The following is a 19,815-nucleotide window of genomic DNA, read 5'->3' as shown; positions in this document are numbered from 1 at the left end:
GAGCGATGACCATGAAAGCACTTGTTATCGCGACCTTCGCCCTGTTCAGCAGCTGCTCGGTGAGCGCCGCTGACACTGACTTGATCAAGCAAGGGGAATACCTGGCCCGCGCCGGTGACTGCGTGGCCTGCCACACCGCCAAGGGCGGCAAACCCTTTGCCGGCGGGCTACCGATGGAAACCCCCATCGGTGTGATCTATTCCACCAATATCACCCCGCACAAGACCGGCCTGGGCGACTACAGCTTCGAAGACTTCGACAAGGCCGTGCGCCATGGCGTCGCCAAGAGCGGTAGTACGCTTTACCCGGCGATGCCCTACCCGTCTTACGCACGCGTCAGCGACAGCGATATGCAGGCGTTGTATGCCTATTTCATGAAGGGTGTTGAGCCCGTCGCCCAGGAGAACAAGGACAGCGATATTCCCTGGCCCTTGAGCATGCGTTGGCCGCTGGCGGCGTGGCGATGGATGTTTGCCCCGTCTGTCGAAGAGCATCCGGTGCAGGCCGCTGCCGATCCGGTGATCAGCCGCGGCGCTTACCTGGTGGAAGGCCTCGGCCACTGTGGCGCGTGCCATACGCCACGGGCGTTGACCATGCAGGAAAAAGCCCTGAGCGCCACTGACGGCAACGCGTTCCTGTCCGGCAGCGCGCCACTGGAAGGCTGGATTGCCAAGAGCCTGCGCGGTGACCACAAGGACGGCCTCGGCAGTTGGAGCGAGGAGCAACTGGTGCAATTTCTCAAGACCGGTCGCAGTGATCGCAGTGCGGTGTTTGGCGGCATGAGCGATGTTGTCGTCCACAGCATGCAGTACATGTCGGAAAATGACCTCACGGCTATCGCCCGTTACCTCAAGAGCCTGCCGGCGGTGGACCCCAAGGATCAGCCGCACCCTTACGACAAGCAGGTAGCGGATGCCCTCTGGAAAGGCGATGACAGCCAGCGCGGCGCCTCGGTGTATATCGACAACTGCGCCGCCTGCCACCGTACCGATGGCCATGGTTATACACGCGTGTTCCCGGCGTTGGCGGGCAACCCGGTGTTGCAGACGGCGGATGCCACATCGTTGATCAACCTCGTGTTGAACGGCGGTACTCTGCCGGCTACCCATGCGGCGCCGTCGACGTTCACCATGCCGGCGTTCGCCTGGCGCCTGTCTGACCAGGAGGTGGCCGACGTGGTCAGTTTCATCCGGGGTAGCTGGGGCAATAAAGGCGCGCCGGTGACCGCCAGCGACGTGGAGAACCTGCGCCAGAACGACATGCGTACCACCTCCGGTGATGACCTGGGACAAGTGACGCAAAAGCACTGATCCCTCCCTGGCCGCCAAACGGCACTGGTCAGAAACCTCGCGCCTCGATACTGTATATAAAAACAGTATCGAGGCGCTTTCATGTCTACTCCGCTGCCACCCCGAGGCCGGGGCACGGCCACCAACCTGCACAACCGCTTTGCGCCGACTGTCAGCGTGGCCGAAGACGACGGCTGGTTCCAGGAAGTGCCGCCGACCCAGGGCACCGAAGTGCGCATCGAAACGGCCAAGACCATCATCACCCGCAACAACTCGCCGGACTTGCCGTTTGATCGGTCGATCAACCCCTACCGTGGCTGCGAGCACGGCTGCATCTACTGCTATGCGCGGCCCAGCCATGTTTATTGGGACATGTCGCCGGGGTTGGATTTCGAAACCAAGCTGATCGCCAAGACCAACGCTGCCGAGGTGCTGGAGCAGCAACTGTCAAAGCCGGGCTATGTGTGTGCGCCGATCAACCTCGGTTCTAATACCGACCCGTACCAGCCGATCGAGCGCGAGTACACCATCACCCGGCAAACCCTGGAAGTGCTGCTGCGTTATCGCCACCCGGTGACGATCATCACTAAGGGGTCACTGATTTTGCGCGACCTGGACCTGCTCACCGAGCTGGCCCGCCAGCGACTGGTGGCCGTGATGATCAGCCTCACCAGCCTGGATGATGAACTCAAGCGCATCCTCGAGCCACGCACGGCGGCGCCCAAGGCGCGGTTGCGGGCGATTCGGGTGATGCGTGAAGCCGGGATCCCGGTGGGCGTGCTGTGCTCGCCGATGATCCCGATGATCAACGACAGTGAATTGGAAAGCCTCTTAACCGAAGCCCATGCCGCTGGCGCGCAAAGTGCCGCATACATGATGCTGCGCCTGCCGCTGGAGGTGGCGCCGTTGTTCGAGGAGTGGCTGGCGGCGCATTACCCGCAACGCGCGGCCCACGTGATGAGCCTGGTGCGTCAGGTGCGCGGCGGTGAGGTATACGACAGCCGCTTCGGTGTGCGCATGCGTGGCGAAGGGCCGTTTGCCGATTTGCTGGCGCAGCGCTTCAGCAAGGCGATCAAGCGCCTGGGGCTCAACCGGCGGGAAGGCTTCAACCTCGATTGCAGCGCCTTTTGTCCACCGGGCAGGCAGATGGCTTTGTTGTAGACTGAAGAGGTGAAAGGCGAAATCCCTGTGGGAATGGTCGCGTTTTGATATCACTGAAAGCCGCGAGATAGAGCGGTTCATTCAGTTTGAGTTAAGTTTCGACGGTTACCTTGTTCAGCGAGTGACTGATGAGTCGGCGGCCCGGTTTGTAGCGTTTACAACTATTGCCTTGGCCTGACGTCGAACTGAGCTGAAAACTCCCCCTGCATTAATCAAGAGGATGAATCATGAGTGACAAGGATAAACAGCCGTTGGCTGCGTCGGCTTCTGCCTCTCCGGTGGCTGAAACCGCCGATGCAGCGCTGCAGCATATCGTTGACGGCTTTTTGCATTTCCATCACGACGTCTTCCCACAGCAGGAAGAACTCTTCAAGAAACTCGCCACGGCGCAGAGCCCACGGGCGATGTTTATCACCTGCGCGGACTCGCGCATCGTGCCTGAGCTGATTACCCAAAGCTCACCGGGCGACCTGTTCGTAACGCGTAACGTCGGCAACGTTGTGCCGCCATACGGCCAGATGAACGGCGGTGTTTCCACGGCCATCGAGTACGCGGTTCTCGCCTTGGGCGTGCAGCACATCATCGTCTGCGGGCACTCCGATTGCGGCGCTATGCGGGCGGTCCTCAATCCCGCCAGCCTGGAGAAGATGCCGACGGTAAGGGCCTGGCTGCGGCACGCCGAGGTCGCCAAGTCCATGGTCGAGGACAACTGCGACTGCGCCAATGAAGGCGAAAGCATGAAGGTGCTGACCGAAGAAAACGTCATCGCCCAACTGCAGCATTTGCGTACCCACCCTTCCGTGGCCTCGCGCATGGCCAATGGTCAACTGTTTATCCACGGTTGGATCTACAACATCGAGACCAGCGAAATCCGCGCCTACGATGCCGACCAGTCGGCGTTCCGACCGTTGGGCGGCGAAGGGCCAATTCCTTCCGCGACGCCTAAAGCGCGCTTCTAAAACACTTCCCTGCCGGGTAAAGCGGTGGCTGCCATGGACGCAGCCAGGCTTTACCGCGCCCGGTAAATGCCTCGGGAGAGTCATCATGCGTGCTGCTCAATTGAAAGCTGTAATACCTCGAGAGCTACTCGCCTCGGTGGTCGTGTTTCTGGTCGCCCTGCCCCTGTGCATGGGCATCGCAATCGCTTCCGGCATGCCGCCGGCCAAGGGCCTGATCACTGGGATCATCGGGGGCCTGGTGGTGGGTTGGCTGGCCGGCTCGCCGTTGCAGGTCAGCGGCCCGGCGGCGGGTCTGGCGGTGTTGGTGTTCGAGCTGGTGCGCCAGCATGGGATGATGATGCTTGGGCCGATCCTGCTGCTGGCAGGCTTCCTGCAGCTGGTGGCCGGGCGTCTGCGCCTGGGGTGCTGGTTCCGCGTCACGGCCCCGGCAGTGGTGTATGGCATGCTGGCGGGCATTGGCGTGCTGATCGTGTTATCGCAGATACACGTGATGCTCGATGGCGCGCCCAAGCCTTCGGGTCTGGATAACCTGGCGGGTTTCCCCGCGGCGTTGGCTGAGGCGATCCCGACCTTGGGTGGCGGATTGGGCTGGCAGGCAGGATTGCTCGGTTTGTCGACGATGCTGGTGATGTACGTCTGGGATAAATTCCGCCCGCAGAAGCTGCGCTTTGTGCCCGGCGCCTTGCTGGGTGTGGGCCTGACCACCGTCGTCAGCCTGGTGCTGGCGTTGCAGATCAAGCGTGTGGAAGTCCCGGAGAACCTTGCCGATGCCATCGATTGGCTGCGCCCCAGTGATCTGCTGAACCTTGCCGATCCGCAGTTGCTGATTGCGGCCTTCGCCGTGGCGTTTATCGCGAGTGCCGAGACGTTGCTTTCCGCCGCCGCGGTAGACCGCATGCACAGCGGGCAGCGTTCCGATTTCGATAAGGAATTGTCTGCTCAAGGTGTAGGCAACATGCTGTGCGGCCTGGTAGGTGCGCTGCCGATGACCGGTGTGATCGTGCGCAGCTCGGCCAACGTACAGGCCGGTGCTACCACCCGCCTGTCGGCGATGTTCCACGGTGTGTGGCTGTTGGGCTTTGTATTGCTGCTGTCGAGTGTGTTGCAAAGCATTCCGGTGGCGAGCCTGGCCGGCGTGTTGGTGTACACCGGGATCAAGCTGGTCGACATCAAGGCGTTCAAAGCCCTCGGGCGCTATGGGCGCATGCCGATGTTTACGTACGCGGCGACGGCCTTGGCGATCATCTTTACCGACCTGCTGACCGGCGTTCTGGTGGGCTTCGGGTTGACGCTGGTCAAGCTGGCGCTCAAGGCGTCACGGCTTAAGGTCAGCTTGATCGACTTGCCCCAGGACGGTGAGATGGAGCTGCGTCTGATCGGTGCGGCGACCTTTCTGAAAGTGCCGGCGTTGACCCAGGTATTGTCGACGGTGCCTGCGGGAAGCACTGTGCATGTGCCGCTCAATAACTTGAGCTATATCGACCATTCCTGCCTGGAGTTGCTGGAGGAGTGGGGACGGGCGAATGCGGCGAAGGGTTCAAGGCTGGTGATCGAGGCGCGTGGGTTGAAGCGCCGGTTGGAAGGTCGGGTGAGGACGACGACAGGAATGGGTTCGGCGGCTTCTACTGGCTGACTAAAGCGGATCAAAATGTGGGAGGGGGCAAATCCCCTCCCACATTTGGTCGTGTCAGACTGAAAGTTTAAGCCGGCTGATCCAACGCCAACTCAACCCCCAACTGCCGCGACAGGCACGGCCAGCGCTTCCACGCCGCTTCCGTGTCCGGGCTCTTCAGTTGTTCGCGATAGGCCTCGACCGACTCCAGCGCAAAGCTGTCTTCGTTGAGCATTTCATCCACCGCGTGGTGCACCGCTTCATCCAGCTGGTTGGCAAACGCTTCGCCGATCAGTTGATGGGCGATGACATTGGCCACGGTGGTATCCGCCGGAATCAACGGCTGACCGAAATGCTTGATATACAGATCGTTTACTTCTTCCACCAGGCGATGAGCCAGGTAAGCCTCGTCCAGCAGGCCATCGAGCCCTACATGGCCAGCCAGGATAGCGGGTGGTTGCAGGAAAAAATGCTCGGCGATCTTCAGCACCGGCTTGATCTGGCTTTCGATACCGGCCTCGCGGGCCACATCGTTGGCGGCGTCCAGCAACTCCGGGACGAGGTCGATGTAGGCGGTCACAAAGCGGGACATGACAATGTTGCGATCACCGTCAGCCAGGGCGATGGCCGAATGCAGGTGCGGCAATTGTTTTTCCAGCTGCTGGGCCAACTGGCCCGTGCTGGCTTCGTGTTGATGGGCACGGGAAATCTGCTCGCGCAATGCGGCGGTGTTCATGAAGGCTCCAGTCATGCAGGCGTAGGAATAGGGAGAGGATAAGGTAGCTCGTTTATACGAGCGCCTCAGACGCATTTGTCATAATTATTTCATGGTTATGCGCGGGCGTTATATCGAATCGCGATAGATAACGGGATAAACGATTCCGCTGCCTATTTCATTAGCCTGAAACACCTCATTTTTGCTCATTTACCCCTACACATTGCGGGGTTGCAGAGCGTGTCTATACTCGGGTTTGTACGCGATTAGCTGATGACGCCAGACTGCATAAGCAGGCAAGGCTAAGCGGTTGTAAGCAGTATGGAAGCCGCTCCCTTCGACGCAGGTGCATACCGGCGGGATAACAAGAACGATAAGGGGAACCCGCAATGATGCGACATCCACACGTTTGGATGGGCCTCCTGTTGTGGTCGGTATTCGGCCAGGCGCACGCCGCCTGGACAACGAATATGGCGCCAGGGGCGACAGAAGTCAGTCACGCTGTGTTCGACCTGCACATGACCATTTTCTGGATCTGTGTGGTGATCGGCATCATCGTGTTTGGCGCGATGTTCTGGTCGATGATTGTTCATCGCCGGTCCACAGGGCAGGTTGCGGCCAAGTTCCACGAGAGCACCACCGTGGAGATCCTCTGGACCGTTGTGCCGTTGTTGATCCTGATCGCGATGGCCATTCCGGCGACCAAGACCCTGATCAATATCTACGACAGCAGTGAGTCGGATATCGATATCCAGGTCACCGGCTATCAGTGGAAGTGGCATTACAAATACCTGGGCCAGGATGTGGAGTTCTTCAGCAACCTGGCCACGCCCGCCGAGCAGATCCACAACCAGGCCACCAAGGGCGAACATTACCTGCTGGAAGTCGACCAGCCGCTGGTGTTGCCGGTGGGGGCCAAGGTGCGCTTTCTGGTGACCGCCGCCGACGTGATCCACTCCTGGTGGGTGCCGGCGTTTGCGGTCAAGCGCGACGCCATCCCCGGCTTCGTCAACGAGGCGTGGACCCGCGTGGAGAAGCCTGGCATCTACCGTGGCCAGTGCGCCGAATTGTGCGGCAAGGACCACGGTTTCATGCCCATCGTGGTCGAGGTCAAGTCCAAGGCCGACTACGAAACCTGGCTAGGCGAGCGCAAGGAAGAGGCCGCCAAGCTCAAGGAGCTGACCTCTAAAGAGTGGACGCTGGAAGAGCTGGTAGCCCGTGGCGACAAGGTCTACCACACCACGTGCGTGGCCTGTCACCAGGCCGAAGGCCAGGGCCTGCCACCGATGTTCCCGGCACTCAAGGGCTCGAAAATTGCCACCGGACCGAAGGAAGGCCACCTGAGCCTCGTCTACCACGGCAAGCCCGGCACCGCGATGGCGGCCTTCGGCAAGCAGCTTTCGGAAGTGGATATCGCCGCCGTAGTGACCTACGAGCGCAATGCCTGGGGCAACAACAAAGGCGACATGGTCACGCCTAAAGACGTGCTGGCCATCAAGCAGGCGGAAAGCAAATGACCTACTCCAAGGCGTTTACCTCGACCCGCCCCGCCCACTCGCTTGCAGGAGAACGGCCATGAGCGCTGTGATCGATGACCATGGTCACGCCGACCATGCCCACGGCCCCGCGAAGGGCTTGATGCGCTGGGTGCTGACCACCAACCACAAAGACATCGGCACCCTGTACCTCTGGTTTGCCTTCTCCATGTTCCTGCTCGGCGGCTCGTTCGCCATGGTGATCCGGGCCGAGCTGTTCCAGCCCGGCCTGCAGATTGTCGAGCCGGCGTTTTTCAACCAGATGACCACGATGCACGGCCTGATCATGGTGTTCGGCGCGGTGATGCCGGCGTTCGTCGGCCTGGCCAACTGGATGATCCCATTGATGATCGGCGCGCCCGACATGGCCCTGCCGCGCATGAACAACTTCAGCTTCTGGCTGCTGCCGGCGGCGTTCCTGCTGCTGGTCTCGACGCTTTTCACGCCGGGCGGCGGGCCGAACTTCGGCTGGACGTTCTACGCACCGCTCTCCACTACCTATGCGCCGGAAAGCGTGACGTTCTTCATCTTTGCCATCCACCTGATGGGCATCAGTTCGATCATGGGCGCGATCAACGTGGTCGCGACCATCCTCAACCTGCGCGCACCCGGCATGACATTGATGAAAATGCCGCTGTTCGTCTGGACCTGGCTGATCACTGCGTTCCTGCTGATCGCGGTGATGCCGGTGCTGGCCGGTTGCGTAACCATGATGCTGATGGACATCCACTTCGGCACCAGCTTCTTCAGCGCGGCCGGCGGCGGTGACCCGGTGCTGTTCCAGCATGTGTTCTGGTTCTTCGGCCACCCCGAGGTGTACATCATGATCCTGCCGGCCTTCGGCGCCGTCAGCTCGATCATCCCGACCTTCTCGCGCAAGCCGCTGTTTGGCTACACCTCGATGGTCTACGCCACGGCGAGCATCGCGTTCCTCTCGTTTATCGTGTGGGCGCACCATATGTTCGTGGTCGGCATTCCGTTGGTGGGCGAGTTGTTCTTCATGTACGCCACCCTGCTGATCGCCGTCCCGACCGGGGTGAAGGTCTTCAACTGGGTCAGTACCATGTGGCAGGGCTCGCTGACCTTCGAGACGCCGATGCTGTTCGCCGTGGCCTTCGTGATTCTGTTCACCATCGGCGGGTTTTCCGGGCTGATGCTGGCGATTGCGCCAGCGGACTTCCAGTATCACGACACCTACTTCGTGGTGGCGCACTTCCATTACGTACTGGTGCCCGGCGCGATCTTCGGCATCTTCGCCTCGGCCTACTACTGGCTGCCGAAATGGACCGGCCACATGTACGACGAAACCCTGGGCAAGCTGCACTTCTGGCTGTCTTTCGTGGGCATGAACATGGCGTTTTTCCCGATGCACTTCGTCGGGCTGGCGGGCATGCCGCGGCGGGTGCCGGACTACAACCTGCAATTCGCCGACTTCAACATGGTTTCGTCGATTGGCGCCTTCATGTTTGGCGCTACGCAGATCTTCTTCCTGTTCATCGTGATCAAGTGCATCCGTGGCGGCGCGCCGGCGCCGGCCAAACCGTGGGATGGCGCCGAAGGCCTGGAGTGGAGCATCCCCTCGCCGGCTCCATACCACACCTTCACCACGCCGCCGGAGGTCAAATGAACACGCCTTGGCACTGCGTACACGGCCAATGTGGGAGGGGGCTTGCCCCCGATGGCGGTGTGTCAGCCGACATCATTATTGGCTGTAAAACAGCTATCGGGGGCAAGCCCCCTCCCACAATAGCCTCATTCACATTGGGTGGGCGTCATGGCTGAATCCTTGCCGATCAAGCGCCTGGTCACCCGCCTGCTGATCCTGGTGGTGGCGATGTTCGCCTTCGGCTTTGCGCTGGTGCCGATCTACGACGTGATGTGCAAGGCGTTCGGCATCAACGGCAAGACGGCCGGGCAATACGAGGGGTCGCAGGTGGTGGACCCAACGCGCCAGGTGCGTGTGCAATTTTTGTCCACCAACGCCATCGACATGGTCTGGGATTTCTACGCCAAGGCTGACGAAGTGGTGGTCAACCCAGGCGCGGTGACCGAGATGTTGTTCGTGGCCTACAACCCCACCGACAAACCCATGACCGCCCAGGCCGTACCGAGTATTTCCCCGGCCGAAGCGGCGATGTATTTCCACAAGACCGAGTGCTTTTGCTTCACCCAGCAAGTGCTGCAGCCAGGCCAGCGTATCGAGATGCCAGTGCGCTTCATTGTCGACCGTGACATGCCCAAGGATGTGAAGCATTTGACCCTGGCGTACACGCTGTTTGATATCACTGCGCGCCAACCGCCTGTGGCTGTGCACACCGGGGGCTAGCTACTGTTTGCCCGCTCAATCAGGAGAGCGAATACATGTCGACTCATGATACGTACTACGTACCAGCGCAAAGCAAATGGCCGATAATTGCCACGATTGGCATGCTGGTCACCGTGTACGGCCTGGCCGTGTGGTTCAACGACCTGAAGGCGGCGCGCCCGGAATCCCACGGCCCGTGGATCTTTTTCATCGGTGGCCTGCTGGTGGCCTACATGATGTTTGGCTGGTTCGGCGCGGTGATCAAGGAAAGCCGCGCCGGTTTGTACAGTTCTCAGATGGACCGCTCGTTCCGCTGGGGCATGACGTGGTTCATCTTTTCCGAAGTGATGTTCTTTATCGCATTCTTTGGTGCGCTGTTTTATGTACGGCACCTGTCCGGCCCTTGGCTGGGCGGCGAAGGGCATAAGGGCATTGCGCACATGCTGTGGCCGAATTTCGAATTTGCGTGGCCGTTGCTGAACAACCCCGATCCGAAAATGTACCCCGCGCCGGAAGGCACCATCAGCCCTTGGGGCCTGCCGCTGGTCAATACCATCCTGCTGGTGAGTTCCAGCGTGACCATCACCATCGCCCACCATGCGCTGCGCAAAGGCCATCGCGGTGCGCTGAAGATCTGGCTGGCGATCACGGTGCTGCTGGGCCTGGCATTCCTGGGGTTCCAGGCTGAGGAATACATCCACGCTTATAAAGAGCTGGGCCTGACCTTGGGCTCGGGCGTCTACGGCGCGACCTTCTTCATGCTCACCGGATTTCACGGCGCCCACGTCACCATCGGCACGATCATTCTGTTCGTGATGCTGATGCGCATCCTCAAGGGGCATTTCAATGCCGAGCACCAGTTCGGCTTCGAGGCGGCCAGTTGGTATTGGCACTTTGTGGACGTGGTGTGGATCGGGCTGTTTTTCTTCGTCTATGTGCTGTGAGGCGGTTTACCACGGCGCATGAGAAACCAGTTGGCCGCTGAAAAAGCCCCAGGTGATCAACGCCAGGGTAATCACGGCCAGTACGACACGCACGGTCAGGGCGGTGACGAGGCGATTGGAGTTGCCCTCGTCCTTGACCAGAAAGAACAAGCCACTGAACAGACTCACAACGGTCGCGATCAGCATCAGGGCAATGGTGGCTTTGAGCATGGTCGGGCTCCAATGGGATGGGCGGGCAATGAAAACAAGTATAGCCAGCGCCGCAAAACGCTTTCGTCCGGGGATCGCACCCACCTTAGTGGTGCTGGTGTTGCTGCCGTTGATGGTGGGGCTGGGGTTCTGGCAGCTGTCTCGCGGCCATGAAAAGCAGCGGCTGGTGGACAGTTACACCGAGCGCCGCGCGGCGGAACCGATCAGCAGTGCGCAACTCAACGATATGCCTGACCCGGCCTTTCGCCGTGTGCGGCTGCGCGGACAATTCGATGCCGAACACAGCGTTTTCCTCGATAACCGCATGCGCGACGGCAAGGCCGGCGTTGAGCTGCTGCAACCCTTCCACGACCAGGCCAGCGGCCTGTGGCTGTTGCTCAATCGTGGTTGGCTGCCCTGGCCGGATCGGCGCACGCCACCGGTCTTCAGCACCCCTGAGCAACCTGTGAACCTGGATGCCTGGGTCTACGTCGCACCCGGCGAAACCTTCCAGCTGCACGCCGACCCGGCGGGCGCGCAATGGCCGCGCCTGCTGACGGCGCTGCACCCGGCCGCGTTGTGGGCGGAGCTGGGACGCAGCGGTTTCGCCTACGAGCTGCGGGCCGAAGCCGGCCCCGGCACCTACGAAACCACTTGGCCGATCGTGGCCATGGGGCCGGAAAAACACCTGGCGTACGCCGTGCAGTGGTTCGCCATGTCGCTGGCCCTGCTGGCGCTTTACCTCTACCTCGGATGGCACAACAAAAAGGAGAAGCCCCATGGGAGCGGCCATGAATCCACTCAACATGTCTGAAGTGCCTGATCGGCGCAAAGGCCGTTGGCAGTTGATCCTGATCCTGATGATGGTGATCGGTCCGATGGCGCTGGCGACCTTCATGTACAAGCTGCAGTTCTGGGTGCCGGACAGCCGCAGTTACCATGGCGAAATGATCGGCAACGGCCAGACCCGCGCCGACATCGGCGTGCAGGCTGATGAACAGCGTTGGCAACTGCTGGTGACCGCGCCCGCCGCTTGCGCCGCGGATTGCCAGCAACTGGTGTACCTCGCGCGGCAATTGCAGATTGGCCTGGGGCGCGATGCTTCCCGCGCGAGCCATGCCTTGGCCAGTGCTCAGCCCCTGGGCAGCGACTATGACGCCAAGCTCAAGGCGGAGTACCCGCAACTGCAGCGTTACCCACTGGACCTCACGACCTTCAGCAAAAATGCCGGTGCGGCGGGTGATGCGCAGCTATGGATCGTCGATCCCCACGGCAACCTGGTGTTGCGCTACGACGCCAAGGTCAAGGGCAAGGACTTGCTCAACGACCTGCGCCACCTGCTGAAACTGTCCAACATCGGATAAGGGCATCGTCATGGCCAAACCTGGATTTCGCCTCGCGCTGTTTGCCACCTTGCTGGCGCTGATTGTCGTGCTGCTCGGCGCCTATACCCGCCTGACTCACGCCGGACTTGGCTGCCCGGACTGGCCCGGCTGCTACGGCTTTATCAGCGTGCCCAAGACCGAAGCCCAATTGGCCCATGCCGAGCTGCACTTCCCTGATACGCCGGTGGAGGCGGACAAGGGCTGGGCCGAGATGACGCATCGCTACTTTGCCGGCACCTTGGGCTTGCTGATCGTATTGCTGGCCGCGCGCTCGTGGGGCCATCGGCGCGATCCGGGGCAGCCGGTGAAATTGCCGCTGTTCGTGCTGGCGGTGGTGTTCGCGCAGGCGGCGTTTGGCATGTGGACGGTGACGCTGAAGCTGTGGCCGCAGGTGGTGACGGGGCATTTACTCGGCGGGTTTGCGACCTTGAGCCTGCTGTTCCTGCTGACCCTGCGCCTGTCCGGGGTGTTGCCCGCCTTGATCGTGCCCAAGCGCCTGCAGTATTGGGCAACCGCCGGCCTGGTGCTGGTGATCGGCCAGATTGCGTTGGGCGGCTGGGTCAGTTCGAACTACGCGGCGGTGGCCTGTATCGATTTGCCGACCTGTCATGGCGAGTGGTGGCCGGCAGCGGATTTTGCCAATGGCTTTCATCTCACCCAGCACATCGGCCCCAACTACCTGGGCGGACAGCTGGACAGCGAGGCGCGCACCGCCATCCACCTCACCCATCGTATGGGCGCCGTCATCGTCAGCCTGGTGCTGTTCGGCCTGGCCTGGCAATTACGCGCGGTCGGCATGACGCGATTGGCCGGCTTGCTGCTGATCGCCTTGGCGGCGCAAATCTGCCTGGGCCTGAGCAACGTGTACTTCCGTCTGCCGCTGCCGGTTGCGGTGGGGCATAACGCCGGCGGCGCGGCCTTGCTGCTGACGCTGGTACTGGTCAACTACCACGCCCGCACCAGCCTGGTCCGGGTGCGCAACCAGCTGCCGTTCGGCTGGCGCTTTATCCCGCGCAAACACGTATCGGGCCTCATCACCCTTAAAGGAGAGACGCCATGGCGACCTTGATCGGCGCGCGCCACCGCCAGGCGATCTGGCGAGACTATTTGGAGCTGACCAAGCCGAAGGTGGTGGTGCTGATGCTCATCACTTCGCTGGTGGGGATGTTCCTGGCGACCCGCGCCGGCGTGCCGTGGACGGTGCTGGTGTTTGGCAACCTGGGGATCGCCCTGTGTGCGGGGGGTGCGGCGGCGGTCAACCATGTGGTGGATCGGCGCATCGACGCGGTGATGGCGCGCACTCACAAGCGGCCGTTGGCGGAGGGCCGTGTGTCGCCGCTGGCGGCATTGGCGTTTGCATTGTTTCTGGCGGTTGCAGGATTGGCGCTGCTGCTGGCGTTCACCAACCCGCTGGCGGCCTGGTTGACGCTGGCCTCGTTGCTGGGTTATGCGGTGATCTACACCGGCTTTCTCAAGCGTGCCACGCCGCAAAACATCGTGATCGGTGGGCTGGCCGGAGCCGCGCCGCCGCTGTTGGGCTGGGTTGCCGTCACCGGCCACATCAGCGCCGAACCCTTGCTGCTGGTGCTGATCATCTTCGCCTGGACCCCGCCGCACTTCTGGGCCCTGGCCATTCACCGCAAGGAGGAATACGCCAAGGCCGATATCCCGATGCTGCCGGTCACCCATGGCGAGCATTACACCAAGGTGCATATCCTGCTTTATACCTTCGCCCTGCTGGCGGTGAGCCTGATGCCCTATGTTATTCATATGAGCGGCCTGCTGTACCTCGCGTGTGCGCTGGTATTGGGCGGGCGCTTTCTGCAATGGGCCTGGGTGCTGTACCGTGGTGCTCAGCCGCACGCGGCGATCAACACCTTCAAGTACTCTATCTGGTACTTGCTGCTGCTGTTCATCGCCCTGCTCGTAGACCACTACCTACTGTTGAACCTATGACTCGAACTCAAAAAACTGTCTTTATCCTGGTGGCCATTGTCGCGTTGATCATGGGCCTGACCGTCAACAAAGTGCTGAGTGGCAAAGGCCAGGGCGATCCCACCGCCTTGATCGACGCCGGCATCATCCTGCTGCCGCAAAGTCGCCAGCTGCCGCCGGTAACCATGACCAATCAGGAAGGGCAGCCGGTGGTGGTCAATGAGTTGAAAGGCAAGTGGAGCTTGTTGTTCTTCGGCTACACCTTCTGCCCGGACATCTGCCCGACCACCCTCGCCCAACTGCGCCAGATCAAGAGCGAACTGCCCAAGGACGTTGTGGATAAGTTGCAGGTGATCCTGGTCAGCGTCGACCCGAACCGCGATACGCCGACCCAGCTCAAGCAGTACCTGGGCTACTTCGACCCGCAGTTCCAGGGCCTGACTGGCGCGAATGTGGAGGATGTGCAGAAGGTCTCGAATGCCGTGAGCATTCCGTTCATACCTGCCGATACCAGCAAGCCGAACTACACCGTCGACCACAGCGGCAACCTGGCGCTGATCGGGCCGGATGGGACGCAGCGCGGGTTTATTCGTGCGCCGTTGAATAACCAGAAGCTGGTGGCGCAGTTGCCTGGGTTGTTGAAGCGCAACTAACCAGGCGACACATAACAAATGTGGGAGGGGGCTTGCCCCCGATTGCTGAGTGTCAGTCATTGCTTTGGTGGCTGACCCACTGCTATCGGGGGCAAGCCCCCTCCCACATTTTTTGATCTCCAGTGGTTGGGAGATCGGGTTACATCAGAACGCCGGCAGGATCGCGCCTTTGTACTTCTCGAGGATGAAGGCTTTCACTTCAGGGGTGTGCAGGGCTGCTACCAGCTTCTTCACCGCGTCGGAATCCTTGTTGTCTTCGCGGGTCACCAGAATGTTCACGTAAGGCGAGTCGTTGCCTTCGATCACCAGGGCGTCCTTGGACGGATCCAGCTTGGCTTCCAGCGCGTAGTTGGTGTTGATCAGCGCCAGGTCGACCTGGGTCAGCACGCGCGGCAGGGTGGCGGCTTCCAGTTCGCGGAATTTGAGCTTCTTCTCGTTGCCAGTGATGTCCTTGATGGTCGACAGGATGTTGGTCGGGTCCTTCAGGGTGATCAGGCCGTTCTTGGCCAGCAGCAGCAGCGCGCGGCCGCCGTTGGTGGCGTCGTTCGGGATCACCACGTTGGCACCGTCAGGCAGGTCGGCCAGCTTCTTGTACTTGCTGGAGTAGGCGCCCAGGGGTTCCAGGTGCACAGCGCCGACGCTCACCAGGTGAGTGCCCTTGGCTTTGTTGAACTCATCCAGGTACGGCTGGTGCTGGAAGAAGTTGGCGTCCAGGCGTTTTTCCGCGACTTGTACGTTGGGCTGCACGTAGTCGGTGAAGACTTTGACCTGCAGATCTACGCCTTCTTTAGCGAGGGCAGGTTTCACGAACTCCAGGATTTCCGCGTGAGGAACCGGCGAAGCGGCGACCGTGATGGTCTCGGCGTGGGCGGAAAACGCGGCAACGGCGGCGAAAGCAACCAGTAGTTTTTTCATCCAACAAGCTCCTTGTTCGGGCATGGGCCGGCGGGGGCCGGCCATGGCCGTTATTTTCGAGAAAAGTGCACCACCAGCTTGTCGCCGACGGTTTGCAGAATTTGCACCAGGATCAACAGCATCACCACCGTGACCACCATCACATCGGTCTGGAAGCGCTGGTAACCGAAACGGATTGCCAAGTCGCCCAGGCCACCGGCACCGACCACACCGGCCATGGCCGTGTAGGACACCAGTGTAATCGCCGTCACCGTAATCGCTGCGAAAATGCCCGGACGGGCTTCGGGCAGCAAGGCATTGGTGATGATCTGGCGCGTGCTGGCGCCCATGGATTGGGTGGCTTCGATGATGCCGCGGTCCACTTCACGCAAGGCGGTTTCCACCAACCGCGCAAAGAACGGCGTCGCGCCCACGACCAGCGGCGGAATCGCACCCGCCACACCCAGCGAAGTGCCCGTGAGCAGTACGGTGAACGGGATCATCACGATCAACAGAATGATGAACGGCAGCGAGCGCAGAATGTTCACAATCAGCGACAGCAGCGCGTACAGGCCCTTTTGCTCGAACAGTTGGCGCGGGCTGGTCAGGAACAGCAGCACACCTAGCGGCAGGCCGAGCACCACGGTGAAGAACAGCGAGCCGAACAGCATGGTCATGGTGTCGCCCGTGGCCAGCCAGATTTCAGACCAGTCGATATTGGCGAAGAAACTCATCAGGACTTCCATTAGCGCAGGACCTCCATGTGGACGTCGGCGGCGGTGAAACGTGCAAATGCGGCTTCCATGTCACCACCGGTGACGGCAAGGGTCAGTTGCCCGTAAGGGATGTCTTTGATGCGGTCGATACGACCGGCCAGGATGCTGTAGTCCACGCCCGTTTCTCGGGCAACGGTACCCAGCAGCGGCGCGTAGGTCGCTTCGCCCTGGAATGTCAGGCGCACGATGCGGCCCGGCACGTGGGCGAAGTCATCGTGTTGCTCGCCTTCGTCGACCTGCTCGGCTTCTTGCACGAAGCGTTTGGTGGTCGGGTGCTTGGGGTGCAGGAACACATCGGCCACCGAGCCTTGCTCGACGATCACGCCGGCGTCCATCACGGCCACTTGGTCGCAGACGCGGCGGATCACGTCCATTTCATGGGTGATCAGCACGATGGTCAGCTTCAACTCGCGGTTGATCTCGGCCAGCAGTTGCAGCACCGAAGCGGTGGTCTGCGGGTCAAGGGCACTGGTCGCTTCGTCGCACAGCAAAATCTTTGGCTTGGTCGCCAGGGCGCGGGCGATGCCGACGCGTTGCTTCTGGCCACCGGACAACTGCGCCGGGTATTTCTTGGCGTGGTCGGACAGGCCGACGCGGGCGAGCAATTCGGCCACTCGCAGGTCGATGTCCTTGCGCGACAATTCGCCGGCCAGGGTCAGCGGCAGCGCCACGTTGTCGGCGACGGTCTTGGAGGCCAGCAGGTTGAAGTGCTGGAAGATCATCCCAACCTGCTGGCGGAAACGGCGCAGGCCGTTGGCATCCAGGGCGGTGACTTCTTCGCCATCCACCGTGATCTTGCCGCCGCTCGGTTCTTCGAGGCGGTTGATCAGGCGCAGCAGGGTGCTTTTACCCGCACCAGAGTGGCCGATCAGGCCGAATACCTGGCCGTTTTCGACACTCAAGCTGGTGGAGTGCAGCGCGGGAATATCCTTACCGGCGACGCGGTAGGTTTTATGGACGTTTTGAAACTCGATCACGTAGCGAACCTTGTGGGGCGCATGGAAAAGGGATCAGCGGTTAGCCGGGCGCGCATTTTAGCCTGTCCGTATAGCGTTTCTTAGCATTTATTTCGCATTCAACCTTTGATTTGGCAATAACGCGATCAAAGGTCATAAAAAAGGAACGGCCCAAAACCCCATCAGTCACTACTTAAGCAACTCGATTTCCCAGGTGCCGTGCCTGGGGTTTTGCTCAAACGAGCCGGGGACCGCTCTGGCCACTTTGAATAAGGAGTTTTGTCTGATGAGTACCAAGAAGCCAGCCACCCCGCCGAAGAGTGAACTCGCGGGCACCGATACCCTGGACCGTGGCAACACCAACGCCAAGCTGCAGGCCCTGGAGGAATTCCGTTCCGATGCGACCGGCCAGGCCCTGCGTACCAACCAAGGCGTCAAGATTTCCGACAACCAGAACACGTTGAAAGTCGGCTCCCGTGGCCCATCGCTGCTGGAAGACTTCATCATGCGTGAAAAAATCACGCACTTTGACCATGAGCGCATCCCGGAGCGCATCGTGCATGCCCGTGGTACGGGTGCCCATGGCTATTTCCAGACGTATGAGAACCATTCGGCGCTGACCAAGGCCGGGTTCCTGCGTGATCCTGGGCATAAAACGCCGGTATTCACACGCTTTTCCACCGTGCAGGGCCCGCGTGGCTCGGGTGATACGGTGCGCGACGTACGGGGCTTTGCCGTGAAGTTTTTCACCGAAGAAGGCAACTTCGACCTGGTGGGCAACAACATGCCGGTGTTTTTCATTCAGGACGCGATCAAGTTTCCTGACTTCGTGCACGCCGTTAAGCCTGAACCGCACAACGAAATTCCTACCGGCGGATCGGCACACGATACGTTCTGGGACTTCGTTTCGTTGCAGCCCGAATCTGCCCACATGGTGATCTGGGCAATGTCTGACCGCGCCATTCCAAAAAGCCTGCGCAGCATGCAGGGCTTTGGCGTGCACACCTTCCGCCTGGTGAATGCCGAGGGTCAATCCAACTTCGTCAAATTCCACTGGCGCCCTACGGCGGGTACTTGCTCGCTGGTGTGGGACGAGGCGCAGAAGCTGGCCGGCAAAGACACTGACTACCATCGCCGCGATCTGTGGGAAGCCATTGAGATGGGAGACTACCCTGAGTGGGAATTGGGCGTGCAGGTTATTCCTGAGGACAAGGAGCATGCCTTCGACTTCGACATTCTCGACCCGACCAAGCTGATTCCCGAAGAGCTGGTGCCCATCACCCCATTGGGCAAGATGGTGCTCAACCGCAACCCGGATAACTTCTTTGCTGAAGTCGAACAGGTGGCATTCTGCCCAGGGCATATCGTGCCGGGTATCGACTTCTCCAATGACCCACTGCTGCAAGGTCGACTGTTTTCCTACACCGATACGCAGATCAGCCGACTGGGTGGCCCGAATTTTCACCAGCTGCCGATCAACCAGCCTGTGACGCCGCTGCATAACAACCAGCGCGACGCCATGCACCGCAGCACCATCGACAAAGGACGTGCGGCTTACGAGCCAAATTCCATCGATGGTGGCTGGCCGAAAGAAACCCCGCCGGCGGCGCAGGATGGCGGTTTTGAGTCTTACCCTGAGCGTATTGATGCGCACAAGATCCGTGAGCGCAGCGAGTCGTTCGGCGATCACTTCTCCCAGGCGCGCCTGTTCTTCCGCAGCATGAGCAAGCACGAGCAAGAGCACATCATCGCGGCTTATAGCTTTGAGTTGGGCAAGGTGGAGCGTGAGTTCATTCGCGCGCGCCAGGTCAACGAGATCCTGGCCAATATCGACCTCGAACTGGCCAAGCGCGTGGCCCAGAACCTGGGGCTGCCAGCACCGACCAAAGGCACTGTACCGGAGCGCAAAACCCAGCCGGAGCGCTCGCCAGCATTGAGCCAGGCGAACCTGCTGCCGGGCGATATCAAGACGCGTAAGGTGGCGATACTGGCTGCCAATGGTGTGGACGGCGTGGCGATTGCCGCGTTGAAGAAGGCGCTGGAAGCGGAAGGTGCTCACGCCAAACTGCTGGGGCCGACCTCGGCACCGGTGAAGACGGCCGATGGCAAGAGCCTGCCGGTGGATGCGTCGATGGAAGGCATGCCGTCCATTGCGTTTGATGCGGTGTTCGTGCCCGGCGGGAAAGAGTCGATCAAGGCGTTGAGCGGTGACGGTGTGGCGCTGCATTTCGTGCTGGAGGCGTACAAGCACCTGAAGGCGATTACCGTCGCCAATGATGCGAAGCCATTGCTGGATCTGTTGAAGCTTGAGGCGGATGCAGGGCTGATCGTCGGGTCGGATGCCAAGGCGTTCAAGGCGTTTTTTGCCGCGATCGGCCAGCATCGGGTCTGGGATCGGGAGCCTAAGGCCAAGGCGATTCCGGCTTAAGTCTTTGGTTGTTTGTTAGATCGTCATCGGGGGCAAGCCCCCTCCCACATTTGAGCGGTGAATACCTTCAACGTGTGGG

Annotated in this window: 19 protein-coding genes; 14 read left to right on the top strand and 5 right to left on the bottom strand. The window is 60.8% G+C overall.

All coding sequences use genetic code 11. The features are described from left to right. Positions 1-11: 11 nt before the first annotated feature. From AO064_RS09655 to AO064_RS09640, 4 genes are all read left to right on the top strand, one after another. Positions 12-1,310 carry a cytochrome c gene (locus AO064_RS09655; protein ID WP_064053152.1) on the top strand — a complete coding sequence of 433 codons (1,299 nt, stop codon included), beginning with the start codon at positions 12-14 and terminating at the stop codon, positions 1,308-1,310. A gap of 81 nt (positions 1,311-1,391) precedes the next feature. Further along, the gene (locus AO064_RS09650) at positions 1,392-2,450 is read left to right on the top strand and encodes a PA0069 family radical SAM protein (protein WP_064053151.1); all 1,059 of its coding nucleotides are present in this window, start codon (positions 1,392-1,394) and stop codon (positions 2,448-2,450) included. Between the two features lie 227 nt (positions 2,451-2,677). Next, the gene (locus AO064_RS09645) at positions 2,678-3,409 is read left to right on the top strand and encodes a carbonic anhydrase (RefSeq protein WP_043204601.1); all 732 of its coding nucleotides are present in this window, start codon (positions 2,678-2,680) and stop codon (positions 3,407-3,409) included. Positions 3,410-3,494: 85 nt separating this feature from the next. Beyond that, positions 3,495-5,042: a SulP family inorganic anion transporter gene (locus AO064_RS09640; RefSeq protein WP_064053150.1), complete on the top strand. Its 1,548-nt coding sequence runs from the start codon at positions 3,495-3,497 to the stop codon at positions 5,040-5,042. Positions 5,043-5,109: 67 nt separating this feature from the next. Here AO064_RS09640 and AO064_RS09635 read toward each other — a convergent pair whose 3' ends face one another. Next, positions 5,110-5,757, bottom strand: coding sequence for a hypothetical protein (locus AO064_RS09635; protein ID WP_064053149.1), 648 nt, complete (start codon positions 5,755-5,757; stop codon positions 5,110-5,112). A gap of 368 nt (positions 5,758-6,125) precedes the next feature. Between AO064_RS09635 and coxB the strand changes: the two genes are divergently transcribed. From coxB to AO064_RS09615, 4 genes are all read left to right on the top strand, one after another. After that, entirely contained in the window at positions 6,126-7,253 is a 1,128-nt protein-coding gene (gene coxB, locus AO064_RS09630; protein ID WP_012721503.1) for a cytochrome c oxidase subunit II, read from the top strand. Positions 7,254-7,311: 58 nt separating this feature from the next. Further along, entirely contained in the window at positions 7,312-8,898 is a 1,587-nt protein-coding gene (gene ctaD, locus AO064_RS09625) for a cytochrome c oxidase subunit I (RefSeq protein WP_012721504.1), read from the top strand. Between the two features lie 147 nt (positions 8,899-9,045). Further along, a complete protein-coding gene (locus AO064_RS09620; RefSeq protein ID WP_043204603.1) occupies positions 9,046-9,597 on the top strand; it encodes a cytochrome c oxidase assembly protein in 552 nt (183 codons plus the stop codon). A gap of 35 nt (positions 9,598-9,632) precedes the next feature. Further along, positions 9,633-10,520 carry a cytochrome c oxidase subunit 3 gene (locus AO064_RS09615; RefSeq protein WP_064053148.1) on the top strand — a complete coding sequence of 296 codons (888 nt, stop codon included), beginning with the start codon at positions 9,633-9,635 and terminating at the stop codon, positions 10,518-10,520. 6 nt (positions 10,521-10,526) lie between these two features. Here the strand turns inward: AO064_RS09615 and AO064_RS09610 are convergent, their stop codons facing one another. Further along, positions 10,527-10,730, bottom strand: coding sequence for a twin transmembrane helix small protein (locus tag AO064_RS09610; protein ID WP_064053147.1), 204 nt, complete (start codon positions 10,728-10,730; stop codon positions 10,527-10,529). Positions 10,731-10,758: 28 nt separating this feature from the next. Between AO064_RS09610 and AO064_RS09605 the strand changes: the two genes are divergently transcribed. Genes AO064_RS09605 through AO064_RS09585 form a run of 5 tightly spaced genes read left to right on the top strand, consistent with a single transcriptional unit; the run spans position 10,759 to position 14,682 of the window. Next, entirely contained in the window at positions 10,759-11,523 is a 765-nt protein-coding gene (locus AO064_RS09605) for an SURF1 family protein (protein ID WP_064053146.1), read from the top strand. Continuing rightward, on the top strand, positions 11,489-12,073 hold the full coding sequence (locus tag AO064_RS09600) for a hypothetical protein (protein WP_064053145.1): 585 nt from the start codon (positions 11,489-11,491) through the stop codon (positions 12,071-12,073). Before AO064_RS09605 ends, AO064_RS09600 begins: the two co-directional genes overlap by 35 nt. A gap of 10 nt (positions 12,074-12,083) precedes the next feature. Beyond that, complete coding sequence (locus tag AO064_RS09595; RefSeq protein WP_064053144.1) at positions 12,084-13,163, top strand: COX15/CtaA family protein; 1,080 nt, start codon at positions 12,084-12,086, stop codon at positions 13,161-13,163. Then, positions 13,151-14,050 (top strand): heme o synthase, encoded by a 900-nt coding sequence (cyoE, locus tag AO064_RS09590; protein WP_012721511.1) that lies wholly within the window; start codon positions 13,151-13,153, stop codon positions 14,048-14,050. Before AO064_RS09595 ends, cyoE begins: the two co-directional genes overlap by 13 nt. Then, the gene (locus tag AO064_RS09585; RefSeq protein ID WP_012721512.1) at positions 14,047-14,682 is read left to right on the top strand and encodes an SCO family protein; all 636 of its coding nucleotides are present in this window, start codon (positions 14,047-14,049) and stop codon (positions 14,680-14,682) included. Before cyoE ends, AO064_RS09585 begins: the two co-directional genes overlap by 4 nt. A gap of 144 nt (positions 14,683-14,826) precedes the next feature. Here the strand turns inward: AO064_RS09585 and AO064_RS09580 are convergent, their stop codons facing one another. The 3 genes from AO064_RS09580 to AO064_RS09570 are packed head-to-tail and all read right to left on the bottom strand — an operon-like array spanning position 14,827 to position 17,329. Beyond that, positions 14,827-15,597 (bottom strand): MetQ/NlpA family ABC transporter substrate-binding protein, encoded by a 771-nt coding sequence (locus tag AO064_RS09580; RefSeq protein ID WP_064053143.1) that lies wholly within the window; start codon positions 15,595-15,597, stop codon positions 14,827-14,829. Between the two features lie 50 nt (positions 15,598-15,647). Beyond that, positions 15,648-16,322 carry a methionine ABC transporter permease gene (locus tag AO064_RS09575; RefSeq protein WP_012721514.1) on the bottom strand — a complete coding sequence of 225 codons (675 nt, stop codon included), beginning with the start codon at positions 16,320-16,322 and terminating at the stop codon, positions 15,648-15,650. Beyond that, positions 16,322-17,329, bottom strand: a complete 1,008-nt coding sequence (locus AO064_RS09570) for a methionine ABC transporter ATP-binding protein (protein ID WP_012721515.1) — start codon at positions 17,327-17,329, stop codon at positions 16,322-16,324. Before AO064_RS09570 ends, AO064_RS09575 begins: the two co-directional genes overlap by 1 nt. A 244-nt stretch (positions 17,330-17,573) precedes the next feature. On the opposite strand from AO064_RS09570, the gene katE reads away from it, so the two are divergent. Continuing rightward, complete coding sequence (gene katE, locus AO064_RS09565) at positions 17,574-19,736, top strand: catalase HPII (protein ID WP_259640947.1); 2,163 nt, start codon at positions 17,574-17,576, stop codon at positions 19,734-19,736. Positions 19,737-19,815 lie beyond the last annotated feature (79 nt).

Source organism: Pseudomonas marginalis (assembly GCF_001645105.1).
GTDB classification, from domain to species: domain Bacteria; phylum Pseudomonadota; class Gammaproteobacteria; order Pseudomonadales; family Pseudomonadaceae; genus Aquipseudomonas; species Aquipseudomonas petroselini.
Note: the sequence above shows the minus strand (reverse complement) of the source record. Positions and strands in the feature narration are given on the sequence as shown.